Genomic DNA, 19,306 nt, shown 5'->3' on the forward strand with positions numbered 1-19,306 from the left:
AACGGTGGCGCTAGGTCGCGGCGTTGCGCGAGCCGCCGAACCGCACGAGGCCGACGACGCCGAGGATGCCGCCCGCCGTGAGCAGCGCGGCACCGAGCATCAGGATGAAGTCGTTGCCGACGTTCGCGGCCGGCGCGCTGCCCGTCGGGTCGGCTGCCGGCAGCACGGAGTCGTGGCCCGTTCCCGAACCGCCGACGGATGCGCCCGGAAGGGTCGCCGACGGCGCGGTCGCAGCGGCGACGCCGGGGAGCGACACCGTCGCGCCCGCCGTCGCCACGTCCGTCGTCGCCCGCTGCAGCAGTACGAAGAACGAAGCAGCCGGTGCTCCGGCGGGGCGCGTCGCCAGGGGGACGGTGACGGTCGCGGAGCGCTGCCCGTCCGCCAGCGTCGCGGTCACGCGGGTCGCCGTATACTCCTTTCCGGCGCGAGCCGTCCCGTCTGCGGTGACGACGTCGACGGAGGCGGTGCCGGCGGCGCTCGCCCGGTTCACGGTGATCGTCGCGCGACGTGCATCCGAAGCGACCGGCGCAGCCGAGACCGACAATGGGCCCGCCGCCCCGGTCACGGTGAGGTCGCCGGCGGCGTGCGATGGACGCAGGTCAGAGCCCGCGGGCGGCACGAACGTCGCCTCGATGGTGTGGTTTCCAGCCGTCGGCGCAGCGAGCTCGGTGCGCGTGATCCCCTGCTCGTCGACCTCCACCTCGACCGCACGGCCGGCATCGACACGGAACTCGACGTGTCCGGTCGATGGTGCGCTCAGCTGCATCCGGGAGACCGCGGCCGTCACGCTGACGAGCCCGCCGGGGGCGACCGTCGACGGTGCTGACAGGGCGACGGTGGTGACCGTCGAGCACGCGGGCGCCGAGCCGTCGAGGAGTGCGCTCGCGCCGCCGAGCTGCCAGGTCGCGGGCGGCGCTCCCGCGTCCAGCGTCAGTGACCACACGCCGTGATGCTCGCCGGGGGCGAAGGTCTCCGGCTGGCCGCGGTCGGCGACGCCCGGCACGAGCGCGTTCGTGGTTCCGCCGGCGGTCAGCTTCACGGGCGAGGTGGCTGTGCTGCGGTAGCCGAGGATCAGCGTCCGTGCGGTGAACGGGTCACCACCGGTGCCGACCGCGCCGTCGATCGCGGCGTCGGCGCGGCAGTCGACGAAGGGCGTCACCGGCGGGGCGGAGGTCGGCGACGCGCTCGGAGTGGTCACGGGCGCGGTAGTCGCGGGAGCTGGCGAAGATGCGGACGACGAGGACGGCGAGCTCGGCATGGCCGCCGCAGCGACCGCCTGACCGAGGATCGACACGCCGGACACGGCGAGGACGATGCTCGCACCGGCGATCCCGAAGGCCGCGCGGAGGCTGGCGTTCGGACGTGTCACAGCGGCAACTCTAGCCGCTGGGGGCCGACGGGCGCGTCTACCCGTTAGGGTGACGCGCCGCGCGGCCCGCGCTGGTCAGAAGGAGCCGCCTCCGCCGTCGCCGCCACCGCCTCCGTCGCCGCCGAAGAAGCCGCCGCCGCCGATGTCGCCTCCGCCACCGAAGCCGCCGGAGAAGAAACCGCCACCACCGGCGTCTCCGCCGCTGGCGTCACCTCCGCCACCACCGCCACCCCAGTCGCCGCCACCGCCGCCGCCGAAGAAGCCGCCACCACCGCCACCGCCCCGCAGCACGGAGTCGATCAGGATGCCGCCGAGCACGGCACCGAAGATGCCGCTGCCGTTGCCACCACCGCCACCGCGGCCGTAGCCGCCACGGCCGCCGAACATCCCGCCCGCCCCCGACGAGAATCCGTTCACGTCCGAGTCGGCGAGCTGGATGGCCTCCGCCGCGAGCTGGTCGGCGCGCTGGGCATTCGGGAGCGCAGCGCCCGGATCGCTCGTCGCGGTGGACTGCGCGAGCGCCAGCAGGCGCGACGCCTCGGCGAGACGTGTCCGCGCCTCCGCGCCGACGGCGCCCCTGCGAGCCGCGATGAAGTCGGTGGCGGCCGCGATGCGGCTCTGAGCCGAGGCGAGCGTCTGCCCCAGCGAGGCGGCCGCGCGCTGGTCCTGCGCCTGCTTCGTGCGCACCGCGTTCAGCACGCCGTCGATCTCCCGGTTGGCGAGTTCGAGCTTCTGCAGCAGCTCTCGCGGATTCACCTGCGGCCCTCTCAAGCGGGACTGCACATCGGTGACGGCACTCTGAGCGGTGCCCTGAGCGGTCATGATGGCACCGCTCGGGTCGCCCGCCGCCGCGAGCGCCCTGGCATCCGCGATGTCGCGCTGCAGGTCGGCGACGAGTTCGTCCACCCGGGCGCGCGCCGCTGCCAGATCGGTGCCGACGCGGTCGACCGCGTCGAGAAGGAGCCCGGACTGACTGATCGCCGCTTCGGCCGCGCGCACGCTCACCGCGGCCTGGCTCGTGGACCCGCCCGCGGCCTTCGCCTCCGCGTCGGCGAGCGCCGTCTCCGCGAACGTCAGCCGCTCCTCGGCCTGGGTCGCGTTGTCGCGCACGGTGGCCAGCGGAGCATCCGAATAGTCGGAGGTGAGGCGCGCCAGCGTCGTGCGGGTCTGGCCGAGGCGCACCCGCACGGCGGCGATGCCGGAACGCAGCGCCGACACCCGGCCGGGGATGTCGGCGGCGAGCGATCGCAGCTCGGCGAACGCCGCGGCCTGCTCGTCGAGGAGCTTGCTCGCCTCCGCCGACCCGTGGATGATCGCGCTGTTCCAGTCCCGGCGCTCCTGGTCGGTGTCGGGAACGGCGTCGTCGAGCTTCTGCTTGAGGCCGAAGGCGTCCTTCAGCTTCGCCTTGGCCGCCTCGAGAGCCACGGCGAACGGCCGGGCGGCCTCCTCACCGTATTGGGCGACCGCGAAGTCGAGTTCCTGAGCACTCGACTGCAGCGCGTCATCCGTGCGGACGAGCGCGCTGCCCGCACGGCGCTCGAGCTCGTCGAGCGGGAGCGTCTGCAGCTCGTCGACCGGCGGCGGTGGCGGGGCGGCTGCCCGTGCGGCCTCGGCCTCGGCCTTCCGTCGCCGCCCCGCGCGCATGAAGACCAGCACGATCACGCCGACGATGACGAGCAGGATGACGACCAGTGCGATCCCGAGACCGGTGAGGAACCCCGACGATCCGGACGATCCGTCCCCGGCCGTCCCTCCGGTGCCGGACCCCCCGGAGCCGTTGTCGCTCCCGCCGCCGTTCGTCGCCAGCGCGTCGCTGATGCCGGATGCCGCAGCGACGCCGGCGCCCGCCCAGTCGTCGGCCTTCAGCTTCGGCTCGATCTGGTTCTTCTCGATGCTCGTCAGCTGTGCGTTGTCGAGCGGTCCCGCGGTGTCACCCGAGAAGTAGTAGTACCGGCTCTCGATCGCGACGGAGAGCAGGTAGTCGTTCGACGTCAGGTGGTTCTGCTCCGCGGTCGTGAGCGCCCAGGAACGGGCATCCGATGGCGAGGTGAACGTGTCGACGTAGACGACGTACAGGTTGACGCCGTGCTGGTCGGCCAGAGCCTTCGCAGCGTTCTCGACCGCGGACGTGTCGCCCTTCAGTGCGCCCGCGTCGTCGACGACATGCGTCGATCCGAAGGTCACCGGCGACTGCGCGTACGCGGCAGTCGCTCCCCCGATGGCCGCGATGGCCAGGCCCGCCGCAATGACAACCGCGACGATCGCCTTTCGTATGTGCATCGTTCCGCCACCCTCAGCTGGTCCGTCAGGCTCTCATTGTAAGGAGCGCGACGGGCTGGATGAGGGAGAGGAGGTCAGTTCACAGAGAGCGGCAGCAGTTCCCGGCCGGCGTCAGGAGGCGTACGACCCGATGAGCCGCACGGCGCCGCCGTCGACCCCCTTCGCGCCCTGCTCGAACCCGGCGAGGTCGCGGGACGACAGCGAGACCGTGCCGACGCTCCATGCGGGGATTCCGTCGGCGGCGATGGCCGCGATCACGCCGGCGGCCGCTTCGGGAGCGACGACGGCGAACATCCCGATGCCGAGGTTCCAGGTCCCCTCGCTCGACTCGAGCGTCGAACCGGCCAGGTCGCTCAGAACCCGGAACACCGGGCTCGGCGACCAGGAGCCGCGATCGACCTCGACCCATGAGCCGACCGGGAGCACGCGCGCGAGGTTGGCTGCGATGCCGCCACCGGTCACGTGGCTGAGGGAGTGGATGGCGCCGCCGAGCGACGGATCGCCGAGCACATTGAGCAGGGGTGTCGTGTAGAGGCGGGTCGGCTCGAGCAGCGTCTCGCCCACCTGGCCGCCGAAGTCGTCGAGCCGGTCGGTGAACGCGATGTCGTTCTTCGCCAGGATGTGGCGCACGAGCGAGAAGCCGTTCGAGTGCAGGCCCGAGGAGGCGAGGGCGATGACGACATCACCGTCGCGCACGCGGTCGGCGCCGAGCACCGCATCCGCCTCGACGGCTCCGACCGCCGCGCCGGCCACGTCGTAGTCATCGGGACCGAGGAGCCCGGGGTGCTCGGCGGTCTCGCCGCCGACGAGCGCCGTGCCGGTCGCCTCGCACGCACGGGCGATGCCGGCGACGATGTCGGCGATGCGGTTGGGCACGACCTTGCCGCACGCGATGTAGTCGGTCATGAACAGCGGCTTGGCGCCCACCACGACGATGTCGTCGACGACCATCCCGACCAGGTCCTGGCCGATCGTGTCGTGCTTGTCGATGGCCTGGGCGATCGCGACCTTGGTGCCGACGCCGTCGGTACTGGTGGCGAGCAGCGGGCGCTCGAAGGACTTCAGGAACGAGACGTCGAACAGGCCGGCGAATCCACCGACCCCGCCGAGCACCTCGGCGCCGTGGGTGCGGGAGACGGCCGATTTCATCAGCTCGACGGCGAGGTCGCCGGCAGCCGTGTCGACACCGGCCTCGGCATAGGAGGCGGAGGAGGATGCGTGCTGTTCGGTCACCGGTTAAGAGTACCGGGCGCGGCGAGCGCGCTACTCCGCGCGGCCTGCGTCCCCGAAGCCGGCTTGACCCTGCACCAGCACTTCGAACTCCGAATCCGGCCCTGGGTCGCATCCGTCGGCCGCGGCGACACCCTCGGCCGGCGATTCCGCGCCACCCGGGCGCTCGAGCAGATTCTTGCCCAGGTGATGCGCATCCGGCAGCTCGATCGGGTACACGCCGGTGAAGCACGCCGTGCACAGACGCTCGCGCGGCTGCTCGGTCGAGACGATCATGCCCTCTTCGGAGAGGTAGCCGAGGCTGTCGGCGCCGATCGACTGGCGCACCTCGTCGACGCCGAGTCCGGTGGCGATGAGCTCGGCGCGCGAGGCGAAGTCGATGCCGTAGAAGCACGGCCACGTGATGGGCGGGCTCGAGATGCGCACGTGCACCTCGGCGGCGCCGGCCTCGCGCAGCATCGACACGAGCGCGCGCTGGGTGTTGCCGCGCACGATCGAGTCGTCGACCACGATGAGGCGCTTGCCCTTGATGACCTCTTTCAGCGGGTTCAGCTTGAGCTTGATTCCGCGCTGGCGGATGGTCTGCGACGGCTGGATGAACGTGCGGCCGACATAGGAGTTCTTGACGAGACCCTGACCGAACGGGATGCCGGAGGCCTGCGCGTAGCCGATGGCCGCCGGGGTTCCGGATTCGGGGGTCGGGATGACGAGGTCGGCTTCCACCGGGTGCTCGCCGGCCAGCTGACGCCCCATCTCGACGCGGGCCTCGTACACGCCGCGGCCCGCGATGGTGGTGTCGGGACGGGCGAGGTAGACGTACTCGAAGACGCAGCCGGCGCGCTTCTCCGGAGCGAACTTCTGGCTGCGGAGGCCGTTCTCATCGATCGCGATCAGCTCGCCGGGCTCGACCTCGCGCACGAAGCTGGCGCCGACGATGTCGAGCGCTGCGGTCTCCGATGCGACGACCCAGCCGCGCTCGAGCCGGCCGAGTACCAGCGGACGCACGCCCTGCGGATCCCGGGCGGCGTAGAGGGTGTGCTCGTCCATGTAGACGAGGCAGTATGCGCCGCGCAGCCGGGGCAGCACCTCGAGCGACGTCGCTTCGAGGGTGTGGTCGAGATCGCCGGTGAGCAGCGCGGTGACGACGGCCGTGTCGGTGGTGTTGCCGCGCGAGAGCTCGCCGTCGAGCTCGGGATAGCGCTCGTGCACGAGCTGCATGAGCTCGGCCGTGTTGGTCAGGTTGCCGTTGTGGCCGAGGGCGACGGTGCCGCTCGACGTGCGGCCGAGAGTGGGCTGCGCGTTCTGCCAGCTGGAGGCGCCGGTGGTGGAGTAGCGCGTGTGCCCGACGGCGATGTGGCCGGGCAGGGAGTTGAGCGCGTTCTCGTTGAAGACCTGCGAGACGAGACCCATGTCTTTGTAGATGAGGATCTTCGAGCCGTCGCTGGTGGCGATGCCCGCGGACTCCTGGCCGCGGTGCTGCAGCGCGTAGAGCCCGAAGTAGCTGAGCTTGGCGACCTCTTCGCCGGGAGCCCAGACGCCGAAGACACCACAGGCATCCTGTGGCCCCTTCTCGCCCGGAAGTAGATCGTGACTGAGAAGACCGTCGCCTCCGGACAAACCGGAACCCCCTTTATTCGGGAAGATTATTCCTCGATGGATTTGCGGGTATCGGATGCTCCGTCGATCTCGGATGGATCACCGTCTGCGACGGCCTCCTCCGGATCCTCCGGATGCACCGTCAGTCTATCGGCCGTGACGGTGCGCGCTCGGCGCGTCGTCGAACGGTCGACGAGCAGGGCGACGACCGCCCCGACCGTCACTCCCACGGCCACCCCGATCGCCAGCAGGAAGCCGAAGACGGCCCCGCGGTCGTAGGTGGGGTTCTCCGGGAAGGCGAACGTGAGGATGAGGGCGACGATCGCGAACAGGATGGCGCCGGCCAGCATGAAGCGGAAGTACCGCGGCGACCGCTGCACGACCACCGAGCTCTCGGTGACCGTTGCGTTCTCGTCGGGGTTGTCGCTCATGGAGTCCATTGTCCCTTAATCAAGCTGTGAGCGATCCCGCGGGCCGCGGGTCAGGCGCGACCTCGGGCCAGGAGGGACCGCGGGTCAGGAGAGACCGCCGGTCAGGAGAGGCCGCCGACGCGCAGCGGGAGCAGTCCCTCGAGATCGGCGCGCTGGCCCGACGCGTGCACGGCACCTGCCGCCATCGCCTCCGCCCAGGTCAGGCCGCCGGTCGCGAGGCCGAGCCAGGTCGCCGCATCCATCTCGATGACGTTGGGCGGGGTGCCGCGCGTGTGCCGCGGGCCCGGGATGCACTGCACGGCGCCGAACGGTGGCACGCGCACCTCGACCGTGTTCCCCGGGGCACGCTCGGCGAGCAGCTGCAGCAGGTAGCGCACGGCCATCGCGGTGGTGTTGCGGTCGGCCCCGCCGGCGAGCGCCGCCCGCACGGCCGGCTCGCCCTCGGCATCCTGAATCTTCGCCTTGGCCATCTCCACATTCTGGCATCGGCTGCCGTTCTTCACCGGTTCTGCGACGAGCGGGACCGACACCGGGCGGTCCTCTAGCATTGGTCGCGTGAAGATTCTGGTGCTGGGTTCGGGCGCGCGTGAGCACGCCATCATCACGTCGCTGCTGAGCGAAGAGGTTCAGCACGAGATCGTGGCCGCGCCCGGCAACGCCGGAATCGCGCGCGACGTCGCGGTCGAGACCGGTCTCGACCCGCTGAACGGCGAGGCTGTCACCGCGTACGCCATCGAGAACGGCATCGAGCTGGTCGTCATCGGGCCGGAGGCACCGCTGGTCGCCGGCGTCGCCGACCCGCTGCGCACCCGCGGCATCCCGGTGTTCGGCCCCGGCAAGGTCGCCGCTCAGCTCGAGGGCTCCAAGACGTTCGCCAAGCGCGTGATGGACGCCGCCGGCGTTCCGACCGGTCGCGCCGTCCGCGCGGCCACGCTGGTCGAGGCCGAGGAGGCGCTCGACACCTTCGGCGCCCCCTACGTCGTGAAGGCCGACGGCCTCGCCGCCGGCAAGGGTGTGCTCGTCACAGAAGACCGCGAGGCCGCCGTCGAGCACGCCACCCACTGGCTCTCGCACGGGCACGTGCTCGTCGAGGAGTTCCTCGACGGCCAGGAGGTCTCGCTCTTCCTGGTCAGCGACGGGCACAACGTGCTCCCCCTCGCGCCTGCGCAGGATTACAAGCGCCTGCTCGACGGCGACGCTGGCCCCAACACCGGCGGCATGGGCGCATACTCCCCGCTCCCCTGGCTGCCCGAGACCTTCGTCGACGAGGTGATCGACACGATCGCGCTGCCGACCGTACGGCAGCTCGCCAAAGAGCAGAACCCGTTCATCGGGCTGCTCTACTGCGGCCTCATCCTGACGAGCCGGGGCATCCGGGTCATCGAGTTCAACGCCCGCTTCGGCGACCCCGAGACGCAGGTCGTGCTCCCGCGGCTCGTCACCCCGCTCTCCGAACTGCTCTTCGGCGCCGCGACCGGCGCTCTCGCGGGCGTCAAGCGCCCCGAGTTCGCCCTCGATGTCGCCGTCACGGTCGTGCTCGCGAGCGAGGGCTACCCGGAGGCACCGGAGACCGGCCGCCCGATCGTGGGGCTCGAGGCGGCCGAGGCCGTTCCCGAGGTCACCATCGCGCACGCCGCGACCGCGCTCGACGAGCAGACGGGGGCGCTGCTCGCCACCGGCGGCCGCGTGCTCAGTGTCGTCGCCCGCGGAACGACCTTCGCCGAGGCGCGGTCCCGCGCCTACCAGGCGGTCGACGCGATCGAGCTCGAGGGCGCTCAATACCGCACCGACATCGCGGCGCGCGTCGCCGACTGAGACGCGCCTCCGTCGCCCGGCGCACCCGGCCGAGTGAGGCGTGCCGCCTACGCCTGGCGCATGGCTCGATGGGCCGGATCAGCCAGGATGAGCCGGGATCAGCCGAGCAGCCGCTCCACGAACGCATTGCGGAAGCGGCCATCCGGATCGTACGCGTGCACGAGGTCGCGGAACTCCGCCAGCCTCGGATACAGGCCGGGCACCACGTGGTCGCGGTCGAGATAGAGCTTGCCCCAGTGCGGGCGGGCGCCGAGCGGCAGCAGCGCCCCTTCGAGCGCGGGCAGCACCGCCTCGACGGCCGGCTGGTCGCGGAACCACGTGAAGTGCAGGCCGACCACATCCGTTCCCTGGGCGGACGACAACCACAGCTCGTCCGCCGCCACCGTGCGGATCTCGCTGATCTGCAGCACCGGAGCGATGAGCGGAGCGAGACGACGGACAGCCTCGATCGCTTCGACCGCGCGCGCCCGCGGCACCAGGTACTCCGACTGGATCTCCTCGCCGTTCGAGGGCGTGAATTCGAACCGGAAGTGCGGCAGGCGTTCGTTCCACGGGCCGGCGACACCGAGCTGCTCGGTGGTGTTGCGGACATCCATCGTCGGGATCATGTGCCGTGGAGCGGTCAGCGCCCTCGCACCGAAGAAGTCGTCGCCGATCGTGCTCGAGACGTCCGCGCGCTCTTTAAGCCACGCGAGACCGACCGTCGGCTCGTCCCAGGTGGTGAAGAGCGAGACGCTGTACGCCGCAGAGGTGACGTCGTCGAAGCGGCCGCTCACGGCATCCCACGGGAGGTTCTCGAACAGGCGCTGAGAGGCATCGAACGTCGGCACGATGTCGAGGGTGACCTCTACCACCACACCGAGCGCACCGAGCGAGACGACGGCGCCGTCGAATCCGTCATCACCGCGGGCGATGTCGACGAGTTCGCCGTCGGCACGGAGGATGCGCAGCGCGCGAACGGCGGTGGCGAGGTTGCCGTTGCGGTCGCCCGAACCGTGCGTCGCCGTTGCGATCGCACCGGCGACCGAGATGTGCGGAAGGGACGCGAGGTTGTGCAGGGCCCAGCCCGACTCCTGCAGTTGCCGGGCGAGGTCGCCGTAGCGGGTGCCACCGCCGACGGTCGCCGTGCGGGCATCCGCGTCGATCTGCACGGTGGACGGGAGGGACGCCGTGCTCACGAGCAGCCGGTCGTCGTCCGCGAGGTCGTTGAAGGAGTGGCGGCTGCCGAGGGCGCGGACGGAAGGCGAGCCGGCGATCAGCTCCCGCAGCTCATCGATCGACGACGGCTGCGCGATGCGCGCCGCGCGGTACTCGTAGTTGCCTGCCCAGTTGCGCTCGCCCACCGCGGTCTCCTTCGAACCTGTGCTGCCTGCCGAGGCGCCGGGACCGTCGTCACCGAGCATCCGGATCGCCTCTCGTTTGACAAGTCTCGCAGATGATGTGAACGTGCACATAGCCGTGCTGCCGGATGTCTCGCAGTGCGTCGGGCCGGCGGCCCGGATGCTCGCGACGGGTGCCCGCACACCCCCGCCACCGCTCTATACGGTGCGTGATGCCGCTGATAGCGTGGCGCGTGCGGCATCGTTGCCGCACGGGGAGAGGGGGTCCAGATGACCGATTTCGAGTACGGTCCGGCCGAATTCATCGTGGCGCAGTTCGCGGGAGACCGGCCGTCGCCCGGGGTCGTCCAGGCGATCCTCGACCTGGTGGATACGGGCACGGTGCGCCTGCTCGATCTGCTGTTCGTGTCCCGTGCGCCGAGCGGAGAAGTGCAGGTCTCCGAGTTCGAAGACGTCGGCGACGAGTTCGGCTTCGCGAGCATCACGCTCGAGGCCAGCGGTCTCGCCGGCGCCGAAGACGTCGACGACATCACCGAACTCATCGAACCCGGAACCTCCGGCGCCATCCTGGTGCTCGAGCACATCTGGGCAAAGGACCTCGCCAACCGTTTCTTCGCGGCCGGCGGCAGCGTCGTGCACGCCGAGCGCATTCCCGCTCCGGTCGTCAACGCCGTGCTTGCCGAAGCCGCCGGCTGAATCAGCCCACCCACCACCGGCGCCGAGGCCCGTCAATCGGGGCCCAGGCCCGTCAACTCGAGGAGCACACTATGCCGTTCATCCGTCGGTTCGGCCGTCCGGGACTTCTCGGGCTTGCCGCGCGCACCGCCGTCGTCGCCGGAACCGCCACTGCGGTCAGCGGTGGGATGCGAGCCCACCAGCAGCAGAAGGCCGAGGAGCAGTACGAGGCCGAGCAGTACCAGGCTCAGCAGCAGCAGGCGCAGATGCAGGCGGCCGCCCAGCAGGCAGCCGCTCAGCGGGCAGCGTTCCCGCAGGTGCCTGCGGCCGCGCCCGCACCGTCACCCGCTGCAGCCGGGAGCGGCTCGGATCTCATGGCGCAGATCGAGCAGCTGGCCGCCCTGCATGCGCAGGGCATCCTGACCGACGCCGAGTTCAGCGCCGCGAAGACGAAGCTTCTGGCCTGAGTCCGTCCGCCGCCTCGCGGTAGCCGGGATGCCCGTCCGGGCCGATCGTCGCACCCCCGGCGAGTTTGGCGAGCAGCCGCGACAGCACGACGCTCTCGTCCTGGTCGAGAGGCGCGAGCACCTCCGCCTGATGCGCCTCCGCGATCACGCGCAGCCGGCCGAGTAGTTCGGTACCTGCCGCCGTGAGCTGCAACTGGTAGTTGCGACGATCGTGCGGGCTGCGTGAGCGCTCGACGAATCCTCGCCGTTCGAGCTCATCGACCAGCGCGACGAGGCGGCTCGGCACCGTTCCGAGTCTGGTCGCGAGCTCGCGCTGGCTGATGCCGGGGTCACGGCCCAGCACCCGGATGGCGCCCGCGTCGCGAGGCGTCAGCCCCAGCTCGGCGACCCGCTGCGCGAAGCGATCGGCTGCGTCGGCGCCGAGCTGCGTGAGCAGAAAGGCGGTGCGCGGGCTGGGCCGATCGGGTCGGGAGGCGCTGGCGTCGGTCACGGGTCCAGAATACCCGTTGCGAAGAATGATTACAATATGTAATCATTACTTCCATGAACGCTATGACATCCTCCGGCGTCACGTCCGAGAAGACTCGACGGCGCTCGGGCGGCCCTCACCTGGGAGCCCTCGCCATCGTCACCGCCGGCCTCGTCGCCCTCGGGCTGATCCTCGGCGTCGTCCTCTCCGGCGGCACCGGTTTCGTCTCGCCCTTCGCGGGAAGCGAGGCGGTCGCCGCCTACGCTCAGAGCGACTGGCTGAGCATCCGGATCAGCGCCATGATCCAATTCGGCTCGGCCGTGCCGCTCGGCATCCTCGCCGCCACCGCGTGGGCCCGCCTGCAGCGCCTGGGGGTCCGGGTCCCCGGCCCCGGCATCGGATTCTTCGGCGGCATCACCGCCTCGCTGCTGCTCATGGTCTCGGCATTCGCGAGCTACGTGCTCAGCCGGCCGGAAGTCAGCTCCGACCCCTCGGTCGCGCTGGCATTGTCGTTCCTGGCGTTCGTGACGGGCGGTGTCGGCTACGCCACGGGACTCGGGCTCCTGCTCGCCGGAATCGCGGTGCCGTCGCTGATCCTGCACCTGCTGCCGCGCTGGCTGAGCTGGACGGGGCTCGTCATCGCCGCGCTCGCCGAGCTCAGCTTCCTGTCGCTCGCGATCGAGCCGCTGCAGTTCCTGCTCCCGATCGGACGCTTCGGCGGACTGCTCTGGCTGATCGCCGCCGGCTTCCTGCTGCCCACCGATCGCCGCGAGGTCCGGGATCGCGACGGCGCACCGAACGCGAGTGTCGCGCAGGCAGGCGACCGCTCATGAGCGGCAGCGCCGTCGCGCTCGGCGGCGCCCTCGTGCTCGGCGCCAACGGGCTGATCGGCAACGCGATCTGCCGGCTGCTGGGCGCCGACGGCCTCACCGTGATCCCCGCCGGCCGCGATACCGCCGCTCTCGAACGGCTGGCCGATGACCTCCGCACAGCGGGCATCCGATGCCCCGAGGTGCTGACCGTCGACGCGACTGACGACGACGCCGTCGAGTACGCGGTCGCGCGTGCCGCCGGCATCGCCGACCTCACCGTCGCCGTCAACAACATCGGCCGCGGTCACCGACCGTCCCCGTTGACGGCGATGGCGTTCGACGAGTTCGACGCCGTGGTGGCCGTGACGTTCCGGGCCGTCGCCGTCGCATTGCGGGCCGAGCTCCGAGCGATGACGGAGGTCGACGGACCCCGCGCGATCGTGAACGTCGCGTCGAGTGCCGGCACCAGCGGGGCGCCCGGCATGTCGGCGTACGCGGCGGCCAAGCATGCGGTCATCGGGCTGACCAGAACGGCGGCCATCGACGAGGCGCGCCACGGCATCCGGGTCAACGCGGTCGCTCCCGGCCCGATCGAGTCCGGCCCGATCATGGCGCAGGATGCGGCGGTCCGTGAGCAGGTCGGCCAATACATGCCGATGGGCCGGATGGGCCGTGCCGACGAGGTCGCCGAGGCCGTGCGCTGGCTGGCCTCGCCCGCGTCGTCGTACGTGACCGGGACGGTGCTGGCGGTCGACGGAGGCAAGGCCGCCTGAGCGCCTGCCCGTACGATGGACGCGTGACTACCTCTCCCGCTCTGCCCGACTGGTCGCACGTGTACTCCGGCAAGGTGCGCGACCTCTACGTGCCGTCCTCCGCCACCGGGCTGGACGACACCGACGCCGTGCTCGTGGTGGCGAGCGACCGGGTGAGCGCGTTCGACCATGTGCTCGAGCCGGGCATCCCGGCCAAGGGCGAGTTGCTGACCACCCTCAGCCTCTGGTGGTTCGACCAGCTGACCGAGGTGCCGAACCACCTGATCCCGGATCACCGCCTCGTCGGCGACCGCGTGGTCGAAGACATCCCGGATGCCGTGGCCGGCCGCTCGATGCTGGTGAAGCCGCTCGGCATGTTCCCGATCGAGTGCGTGGTGCGCGGCTACCTCACCGGCAGCGGCTGGGCCGAGTACCAGCAGACCCAGAGCGTGTGCGGGGTCGCGCTTCCTGCCGGGCTGCAGAACGGCGACCGTCTGCCGGAGGCGATCTACACGCCGGCGTGGAAGGCTCCGCTCGGCGAGCACGACGAAAACATCAGTTTCGAGCGCACGGTCGAGCTCGTCGGCGCCGACGTCGCCGAGGAACTCCGCCGACTGTCGCTGCTGGTCTACGAGCGCGGCGCCGCCATCGCCGAGAAGCGTGGCGTGATCATCGCCGACACCAAGTTCGAGTTCGGCGCCGACCGCTCGTCGGGCGAGATCACGCTGGCCGACGAGGTGCTGACGAGCGATTCGAGCCGCTACTGGGATGCGCAGGTCTACGCCACGGCCACGAGCCCGGGCGAGCGGATGGCCAGCTTCGACAAGCAGATCGTCCGCGACTGGCTGGCGGCCAACTGGGACAAGACGGGGACCCCGCCCGAGCTGCCGGCCGACATCGTCGAGCGCACGGCCGCCCGCTACCGGGAGCTGCTGGAGCGCCTGACCGGCGACTGAAGCGCGCCGGGGGCGTCGGGAGTCACGCCGACGGCCTCCGCCCTGGCATCCAGGCGCCCGCCGATCGCCCGCAACGCCGCGAGGATCGTCACCAGATCCACCAGCTCTTGGATGATCGCCCCGGCGGTGGCCGGAATCACGCCGAATGCCGCGATCACCATCAGCACGACGGACACGCCGATGCCCAGCCAGATGCTCTGCAGCGCGATCCGCACCGTGTCGCGGCCGAACTCGACGGCCTTCGCCGTGCGCGCGATGTCATCCACCAGGATCACCGCGTCCGCCGACTCGCTCGCGGCCGTCGCGCCCTTCGCTCCCATCGCGATTCCGACATCCGCCGCCGCCAGCACTGGAGCGTCGTTGACCCCGTCGCCGACCATGATCACGGGCCGTTCCGTGATCGCGGCCACCTCCGCGACCTTGTCGGCGGGCAGGCACTCGGCTCGCACGTGCCCGATGCCCAGTTCGGCGGCGATGTGCTCGGCCGTCTCGTGCGCGTCGCCGGTCAGCATCATGGTTCGGGTGACGCCGAGCGATCCGAGACGATCGAGGGTCGCCTTCGCGTTGGCGCGCAGGTGGTCGCTGGCGAGCACCGCTCCCGCGTAGCGCCCGTTCATGGCCACGTAGATCGCGAGTTCTCCGGGTGCGATGGCGGTTCTGCGGGCATCCGGCGCGTGCTCGGCGACGAACGCGAACTTGCCCACCACCACGTCGCTGCCGCCGAAGTGCGCGACCACGCCGTTGGTCGCCGCCTCCTCCGCCGAGTCGGCCTCGTGCAGGGTGAGCCCGCGTTCTCGGGCCGCCGCGATCATCGATGCGGCCAGTACGTGCGACGAGTACTGCTCGGCGCTGGCGACCGCGACCAGCAGCTGCTCGGGACTGAGCGGCTTGACCGGCCGCAGCTCGGTCAGGGCGGGGGCGCCGTAGGTCAGGGTCCCCGTTTTGTCGAACACCGCCGTCTTGGCGCGGGCGAGCTGCTCGAGCACGCCGCCGCTCTTCACGATGATCCCGTTGCGGGCGGCTCGGCTCATGCCGCCGATGAACGCGACCGGCGCGGCGATCAGCAGCGGGCACGGCGTCGCGAGAACGAGAACCTCCGCGAACCGAACGGGGTCGCCGCTCAGCCACCAGGCGAGAGCACCGAGCGCGAGGGAGAAGACGGTGAAGGGGACCGCATACCGGTCGGCCAGTCGCACGACCGGGGCCTTGCTCTGCGCGGCATGCTCGACAAGGGCGACGATCTGCTGGAACTGACTGTCGCCCGCGGTCTTCGTCGCGCGGATCTCGACGGCCTGGCGCCCGTTCACGGCACCGCTCAGCAGGACGTCGCCTACGACGCGCTCCACCGGAACGCTCTCCCCCGTGATGGACGACTCGTCGAGTGTCGTCTCGGGCGAGAGCAGCGTGCCGTCCACGGGGACGATCTCCGACGGCCGCACCAGCAGCACGTCGCCCGTCTTGACCTCGCCGATCGGGATGTCGCGGTAGCCGCCGCCGACCGCGTGATGTGCGACCTGCGGGGAGCGCGTGAGCAGCGCATCCAGCTCGCGTTTCGCCCGCTGGTTCGCGTAGTCCTCGAGCGCTTCTCCGCCGGTCAGCATCAGGACGACCAGCAGGGCCGCCACGTATTCGCCGACGAGAACCGTGGCGACGATCGCGGTCACGGCCAGGATGTCGAGGCCGAACTCTCGATGCAACATGGCCCTGACCATGCCGATCGCCTGCCAGGCCGCGACGGCGAGGGCGTACGCGCTGAAGGTCCACTGCACGAGCCAGCCGGCCCCGCTGAGCGCGAGCACGATGCCGAGCAGTCCCACCAGGATGGTCAGCGTGACCATCCAGTAGCGGCGGGCGAGACCGAGGATCTGGGTCATCCGGCCAGTCTTGCGGATGCCGCCGCGGCAGCAACGGGGCGCGCCGCTCCCTCCGCTGACGGCCGCCCACATCGAGTCCGGGAAGAATCACGCTGAACGGGTCGAAATCGGTACTTCTCCCGGACTCGATTCGACCAGCCGGTAGGGTGCGGCTATGCGCACGAGCGAGACCCCGGATGCCCGCCGACGGCACATCGGAGAAGCAGTGTGGCGCATCATCCGGCGGGACGGCATCTCGGCGGTCAGCACCCGAGCGGTCGCGGCCGAGGCCGACATGGCGCTCGGCTCACTGCGCCACTACTTTCCGCGGCAGTCCGACGTGCTGGCTTTCGCGATGCAGCTCGTGGTCGATCGCACCGCGCGCCGCATCGAGCAGCTCACCGCGGCCGCGCGTGACGGCGCACCGGATGCGCAACTCGTGCTCGAGCAGTACCTGCCGCTCGACGACGAGCGCCGGGAGGAGATGGAGGTGTGGCTCGCGTTCGTCGGGGCCACCTTCGCCGACGAACGACTCGAGCCGGCGAAACGCGAGTGGGACGACGGGATGCTCGCCGTCGTTCGGCAGGTGGTCGCCTCCGTCTCGCGTCCCGGCACGTCGAGCGCCGCGCTCGATCTGGCCGCCGACCGGCTCCGCGCGCTGATCGATGGGCTCGCCGCCCACCTCGTCGGCACGCATCCGGCTCTCGAGGGTGGGCGCGCCCGCGCGATCCTCGCCGACGAACTCTCCCGGCTCGGCGCTAGCCGCTGAACGGCTTCGAACAGGTGACCTGACCGGCGGTCTGGCCGTGCACATCCGAGGGGAGCTCGACGGACGGCGCTTGCGTCGCCGGGGGCTGTGTCGCTGGCGGCTGCGTCGCCGGGGGCTGCGTTGCCGGCGGCTGGGTGGCCGGCGGCTGCGTGGCCGGGGGCTGCGTGGCCGGGGAGTTCGGCGCGGTCTCGGATCCGACGCCGGTGTCGCCCGTCAACGCGATCGGCTTGTCGGCGGCGAGCGCCGTCATCAGGGTCTCCGCCGCATCCTCGGTCGGCTCGACGCCGCCGCCGCCCTTCACGTAATGGTTCGGGTACTGCACGAAGACGACCTTGTTCAGGTCTATGTTGCGCAGAGCCGCGGCGATCGAGACGATCGTCGTGAGATTGCTGAGGCTCTCGGAGAGCTTGATGTTCTTCACCGCAGCGCGCGCCAACCCGTAGACCTTTACCGGATTGGTCAGCGTGTCCGAACTCTTGATCGTGCGCACCAGCGACGACAGGAACACCTGCTGGTTGCTGATCCGGCCGAGGTCCGACCCGTCGCCGACACCGTGCCGCGTGCGGAGGAACGCCAGCGCCTGCGCGCCCTGCAACGTGTTCTGACCGGCCTTGATGTTCAGGCCCGTCATGTCGTCCGAGATGTCGCCCCCGGCGCAGACGGGCACGCCGCCCACCGCGTTCGACATCTCGATGACGCCGTCGAACTCGATCACCCCGGCATACGGGATGGTCAGACCGGTCAGCTTCTCGACCGTCAGAACGGTGCACGCGAGCCCGCCGTAGCTGAGCGTGTTGTTGATCTTCTGCCGGCTCATCGCGCTGTAGCTGCCTTTGCCGTCCTCAGTCGGGCAGGACGGGATGGGCACGAACATGTCGCGCGGGAAGCTGACGACGGTCGCGTTCTTGTGGTCCGCGGAGACATGCAAGAGCATCGTCACGTCGTTGAGCACTTCGCCGCGCGAGCCGTAGGCCTTGTTGCCTCCGCCACTGTCGCTGCCGGCGAGCAGCACGTTGAACCCGCCGCTGATCGCACCGACCTCCGGGATCGGGGGGATGACGTTTCCCTTGGCGTCCACGAGCTTGACGGCCGGCTTCACGCTGGAGGTGACGTTCCACAAGGCGTAGGCGGAGAGCGAGACGCTGGAGACGACCGCTACGGCGGCGAGGGATCCGATGATCGAGAGCACGAACGGCAGAGCGCGTCGCTTCCTCAGCCGGCCGTGCCGTGCGATTCCTGGGGCGCCGGTGTTCCGCGGGCGGACGTCGGCCAGCGCGCGCTCGTCCGTCAACGCACCCTCGTCGGGAGACCCACCCTTGTCGGGAGACGCGGTGCCGCCCATCGTCGGACGGTCCCCGGACGTCACGCGTCCCTCAGGCGTCGATCCTGCTTCCACCACTCCCCCTCCATCACGGGTTTCCGGCTGCGTCAGACGCCAGCCAGATCACAGTAGCGGCACCTGCCTCTTCCGCACCGTCATGGGGGCGCATCCGGTTCGCGTGTCCGGGTCGCGCATCCGAAATATATGCGTTCGCATGGGCGTTGGTGAAGGTATGACCGAGCTCCTCCCCGCCGACTCCGCCATGGGCGCCGTGACCTTGCGCGTCGCCGACCTTGACGGGATGACCGCGTACTACCGCGATGCCGTGACCCTCGATTTGCTGGCCCAGGCCGGCGGCAGCACGATCCTCGGCCGCGGCTCGACGCCGGTGGTGATCCTCGAGCACGCGCCAGAACTGCGTCATGCAGCGCCGCACGAGGCGGGTCTGTTCCACACCGCGGTGCTCTTCGATTCCGAGGAGGCGCTCGCGGCAGCGGTGTATTCGGTGGCGACGCGAGCACCGGGCACGTTCACCGGCAGCGCCGACCACCTGGTGAGCAAAGCGTTCTACTTCACCGACCCCGAAGGCAACGGCGTCGAGCTCTACTGGGATCGCGACCGCACGACGTGGAGCTGGACGCACGGCCAGGTCGAGATGGGCACGCTGTACCTCGACCCGAACGACTTCCTGCGCGAGCACCTCACCGATCGCGGCGCCGCGCTGGCGACGGAGGGCGCTCCCGGCGGCGGTTCGCCCTTCGGCTCGGCCGTGGTCGGGCACGTGCACCTCTCCGTCGGCGATGTCGCATCCGCCCGCGAGTTCTACGTGGACCGGCTCGGGTTCGCAACGACGGCCGCGCTCGGCGACCAGGCGCTGTTCGTGAGCGCCGGCGGCTACCACCACCACATGGCGATGAACACCTGGAACAGCCGCGGTGCCGGCCGCCGGCAGCTCGCCCTGGGTCTCGGCCAGGTGGAGATCCACGTTCCGCAGGCGGACGATCTCGGCGAGCTCGGCGAGCGGATGCGGCACTACGGCATCGAGGCGCGCGACGACGGCCGCTCGGTCACCTTCGACGACCCGTGGGCGAACGTCGTGCGCGCCGTGGTCGCGACCTCCTGACCGCAGGCCCCTGAGTCGCATCGACTCGGCGCGTGCGGGTGTGCGTGC

At 70.8% G+C, this 19,306-nt stretch carries 18 protein-coding genes; 8 read left to right on the forward strand and 10 right to left on the reverse strand.

The genetic code is table 11. The features are described 5' to 3' along the window. Nucleotides 1-10 precede the first annotated feature (10 nt). From AC1DB1_RS14665 to AC1DB1_RS14690, 6 genes are all read right to left on the reverse strand, one after another. Nucleotides 11-1,369, reverse strand: a complete 1,359-nt coding sequence (locus tag AC1DB1_RS14665) for a Calx-beta domain-containing protein (protein ID WP_477201323.1) — start codon at nt 1,367-1,369, stop codon at nt 11-13. 75 nt (nt 1,370-1,444) lie between these two features. Continuing rightward, complete coding sequence (locus AC1DB1_RS14670) at nt 1,445-3,649, reverse strand: TPM domain-containing protein (protein ID WP_477201324.1); 2,205 nt, start codon at nt 3,647-3,649, stop codon at nt 1,445-1,447. 111 nt (nt 3,650-3,760) lie between these two features. Further along, the gene (gene purM, locus AC1DB1_RS14675; RefSeq protein WP_271175791.1) at nt 3,761-4,882 is read right to left on the reverse strand and encodes a phosphoribosylformylglycinamidine cyclo-ligase; all 1,122 of its coding nucleotides are present in this window, start codon (nt 4,880-4,882) and stop codon (nt 3,761-3,763) included. A gap of 30 nt (nt 4,883-4,912) precedes the next feature. Further along, a complete protein-coding gene (purF, locus tag AC1DB1_RS14680) occupies nt 4,913-6,496 on the reverse strand; it encodes an amidophosphoribosyltransferase (RefSeq protein WP_271175792.1) in 1,584 nt (527 codons plus the stop codon). Nucleotides 6,497-6,522: 26 nt separating this feature from the next. Beyond that, on the reverse strand, nt 6,523-6,906 hold the full coding sequence (locus AC1DB1_RS14685; RefSeq protein WP_477201325.1) for a hypothetical protein: 384 nt from the start codon (nt 6,904-6,906) through the stop codon (nt 6,523-6,525). A gap of 101 nt (nt 6,907-7,007) precedes the next feature. Further along, nucleotides 7,008-7,376 carry a sterol carrier family protein gene (locus AC1DB1_RS14690; protein WP_477201326.1) on the reverse strand — a complete coding sequence of 123 codons (369 nt, stop codon included), beginning with the start codon at nt 7,374-7,376 and terminating at the stop codon, nt 7,008-7,010. 85 nt (nt 7,377-7,461) lie between these two features. Between AC1DB1_RS14690 and purD the strand changes: the two genes are divergently transcribed. Beyond that, nucleotides 7,462-8,721: a phosphoribosylamine--glycine ligase gene (gene purD / locus AC1DB1_RS14695; protein ID WP_477201327.1), complete on the forward strand. Its 1,260-nt coding sequence runs from the start codon at nt 7,462-7,464 to the stop codon at nt 8,719-8,721. Nucleotides 8,722-8,819: 98 nt separating this feature from the next. On the opposite strand, the gene AC1DB1_RS14700 is transcribed toward purD, so the two are convergent. Then, nucleotides 8,820-10,124: an FAD-binding protein gene (locus AC1DB1_RS14700; protein WP_477201328.1), complete on the reverse strand. Its 1,305-nt coding sequence runs from the start codon at nt 10,122-10,124 to the stop codon at nt 8,820-8,822. A 207-nt stretch (nt 10,125-10,331) separates the two neighbouring features. Between AC1DB1_RS14700 and AC1DB1_RS14705 the strand changes: the two genes are divergently transcribed. Both AC1DB1_RS14705 and AC1DB1_RS14710 read left to right on the forward strand, forming a co-directional pair. Further along, the gene (locus tag AC1DB1_RS14705; RefSeq protein ID WP_477201329.1) at nt 10,332-10,757 is read left to right on the forward strand and encodes a DUF6325 family protein; all 426 of its coding nucleotides are present in this window, start codon (nt 10,332-10,334) and stop codon (nt 10,755-10,757) included. Between the two features lie 71 nt (nt 10,758-10,828). Next, nucleotides 10,829-11,203, forward strand: a complete 375-nt coding sequence (locus tag AC1DB1_RS14710) for an SHOCT domain-containing protein (RefSeq protein ID WP_477201330.1) — start codon at nt 10,829-10,831, stop codon at nt 11,201-11,203. Here AC1DB1_RS14710 and AC1DB1_RS14715 read toward each other — a convergent pair. Next, nucleotides 11,172-11,693: a MarR family winged helix-turn-helix transcriptional regulator gene (locus tag AC1DB1_RS14715; RefSeq protein WP_477201331.1), complete on the reverse strand. Its 522-nt coding sequence runs from the start codon at nt 11,691-11,693 to the stop codon at nt 11,172-11,174. The genes AC1DB1_RS14710 and AC1DB1_RS14715 overlap by 32 nt on opposite strands. A 53-nt stretch (nt 11,694-11,746) precedes the next feature. On the opposite strand from AC1DB1_RS14715, the gene AC1DB1_RS14720 reads away from it, so the two are divergent. From AC1DB1_RS14720 to AC1DB1_RS14730, 3 genes are read left to right on the forward strand one after another with little or no spacing between them, the layout of a single operon-like run. Continuing rightward, complete coding sequence (locus tag AC1DB1_RS14720; RefSeq protein ID WP_477201332.1) at nt 11,747-12,505, forward strand: hypothetical protein; 759 nt, start codon at nt 11,747-11,749, stop codon at nt 12,503-12,505. Beyond that, nucleotides 12,502-13,257 (forward strand): SDR family NAD(P)-dependent oxidoreductase, encoded by a 756-nt coding sequence (locus tag AC1DB1_RS14725; protein ID WP_477201333.1) that lies wholly within the window; start codon nt 12,502-12,504, stop codon nt 13,255-13,257. The genes AC1DB1_RS14720 and AC1DB1_RS14725 overlap by 4 nt, the downstream gene beginning before the upstream one ends. Nucleotides 13,258-13,280: 23 nt before the next feature. Continuing rightward, complete coding sequence (locus tag AC1DB1_RS14730; protein WP_477201334.1) at nt 13,281-14,192, forward strand: phosphoribosylaminoimidazolesuccinocarboxamide synthase; 912 nt, start codon at nt 13,281-13,283, stop codon at nt 14,190-14,192. On the opposite strand, the gene AC1DB1_RS14735 is transcribed toward AC1DB1_RS14730, so the two are convergent. Then, a complete protein-coding gene (locus AC1DB1_RS14735; protein ID WP_477201335.1) occupies nt 14,156-16,066 on the reverse strand; it encodes a heavy metal translocating P-type ATPase in 1,911 nt (636 codons plus the stop codon). The genes AC1DB1_RS14730 and AC1DB1_RS14735 overlap by 37 nt on opposite strands. Nucleotides 16,067-16,220: 154 nt before the next feature. Between AC1DB1_RS14735 and AC1DB1_RS14740 the strand changes: the two genes are divergently transcribed. Next, nucleotides 16,221-16,814 carry a TetR/AcrR family transcriptional regulator gene (locus AC1DB1_RS14740; RefSeq protein WP_477201336.1) on the forward strand — a complete coding sequence of 198 codons (594 nt, stop codon included), beginning with the start codon at nt 16,221-16,223 and terminating at the stop codon, nt 16,812-16,814. Here AC1DB1_RS14740 and AC1DB1_RS14745 read toward each other — a convergent pair. Then, nucleotides 16,804-18,180: an LCP family protein gene (locus AC1DB1_RS14745; RefSeq protein WP_477201337.1), complete on the reverse strand. Its 1,377-nt coding sequence runs from the start codon at nt 18,178-18,180 to the stop codon at nt 16,804-16,806. The genes AC1DB1_RS14740 and AC1DB1_RS14745 overlap by 11 nt on opposite strands. A 187-nt stretch (nt 18,181-18,367) precedes the next feature. Between AC1DB1_RS14745 and AC1DB1_RS14750 the strand changes: the two genes are divergently transcribed. After that, nucleotides 18,368-19,258, forward strand: a complete 891-nt coding sequence (locus tag AC1DB1_RS14750) for a VOC family protein (protein WP_477201338.1) — start codon at nt 18,368-18,370, stop codon at nt 19,256-19,258. Nucleotides 19,259-19,306 lie beyond the last annotated feature (48 nt).

This window comes from Leifsonia sp. 10N434, assembly GCF_056394405.1.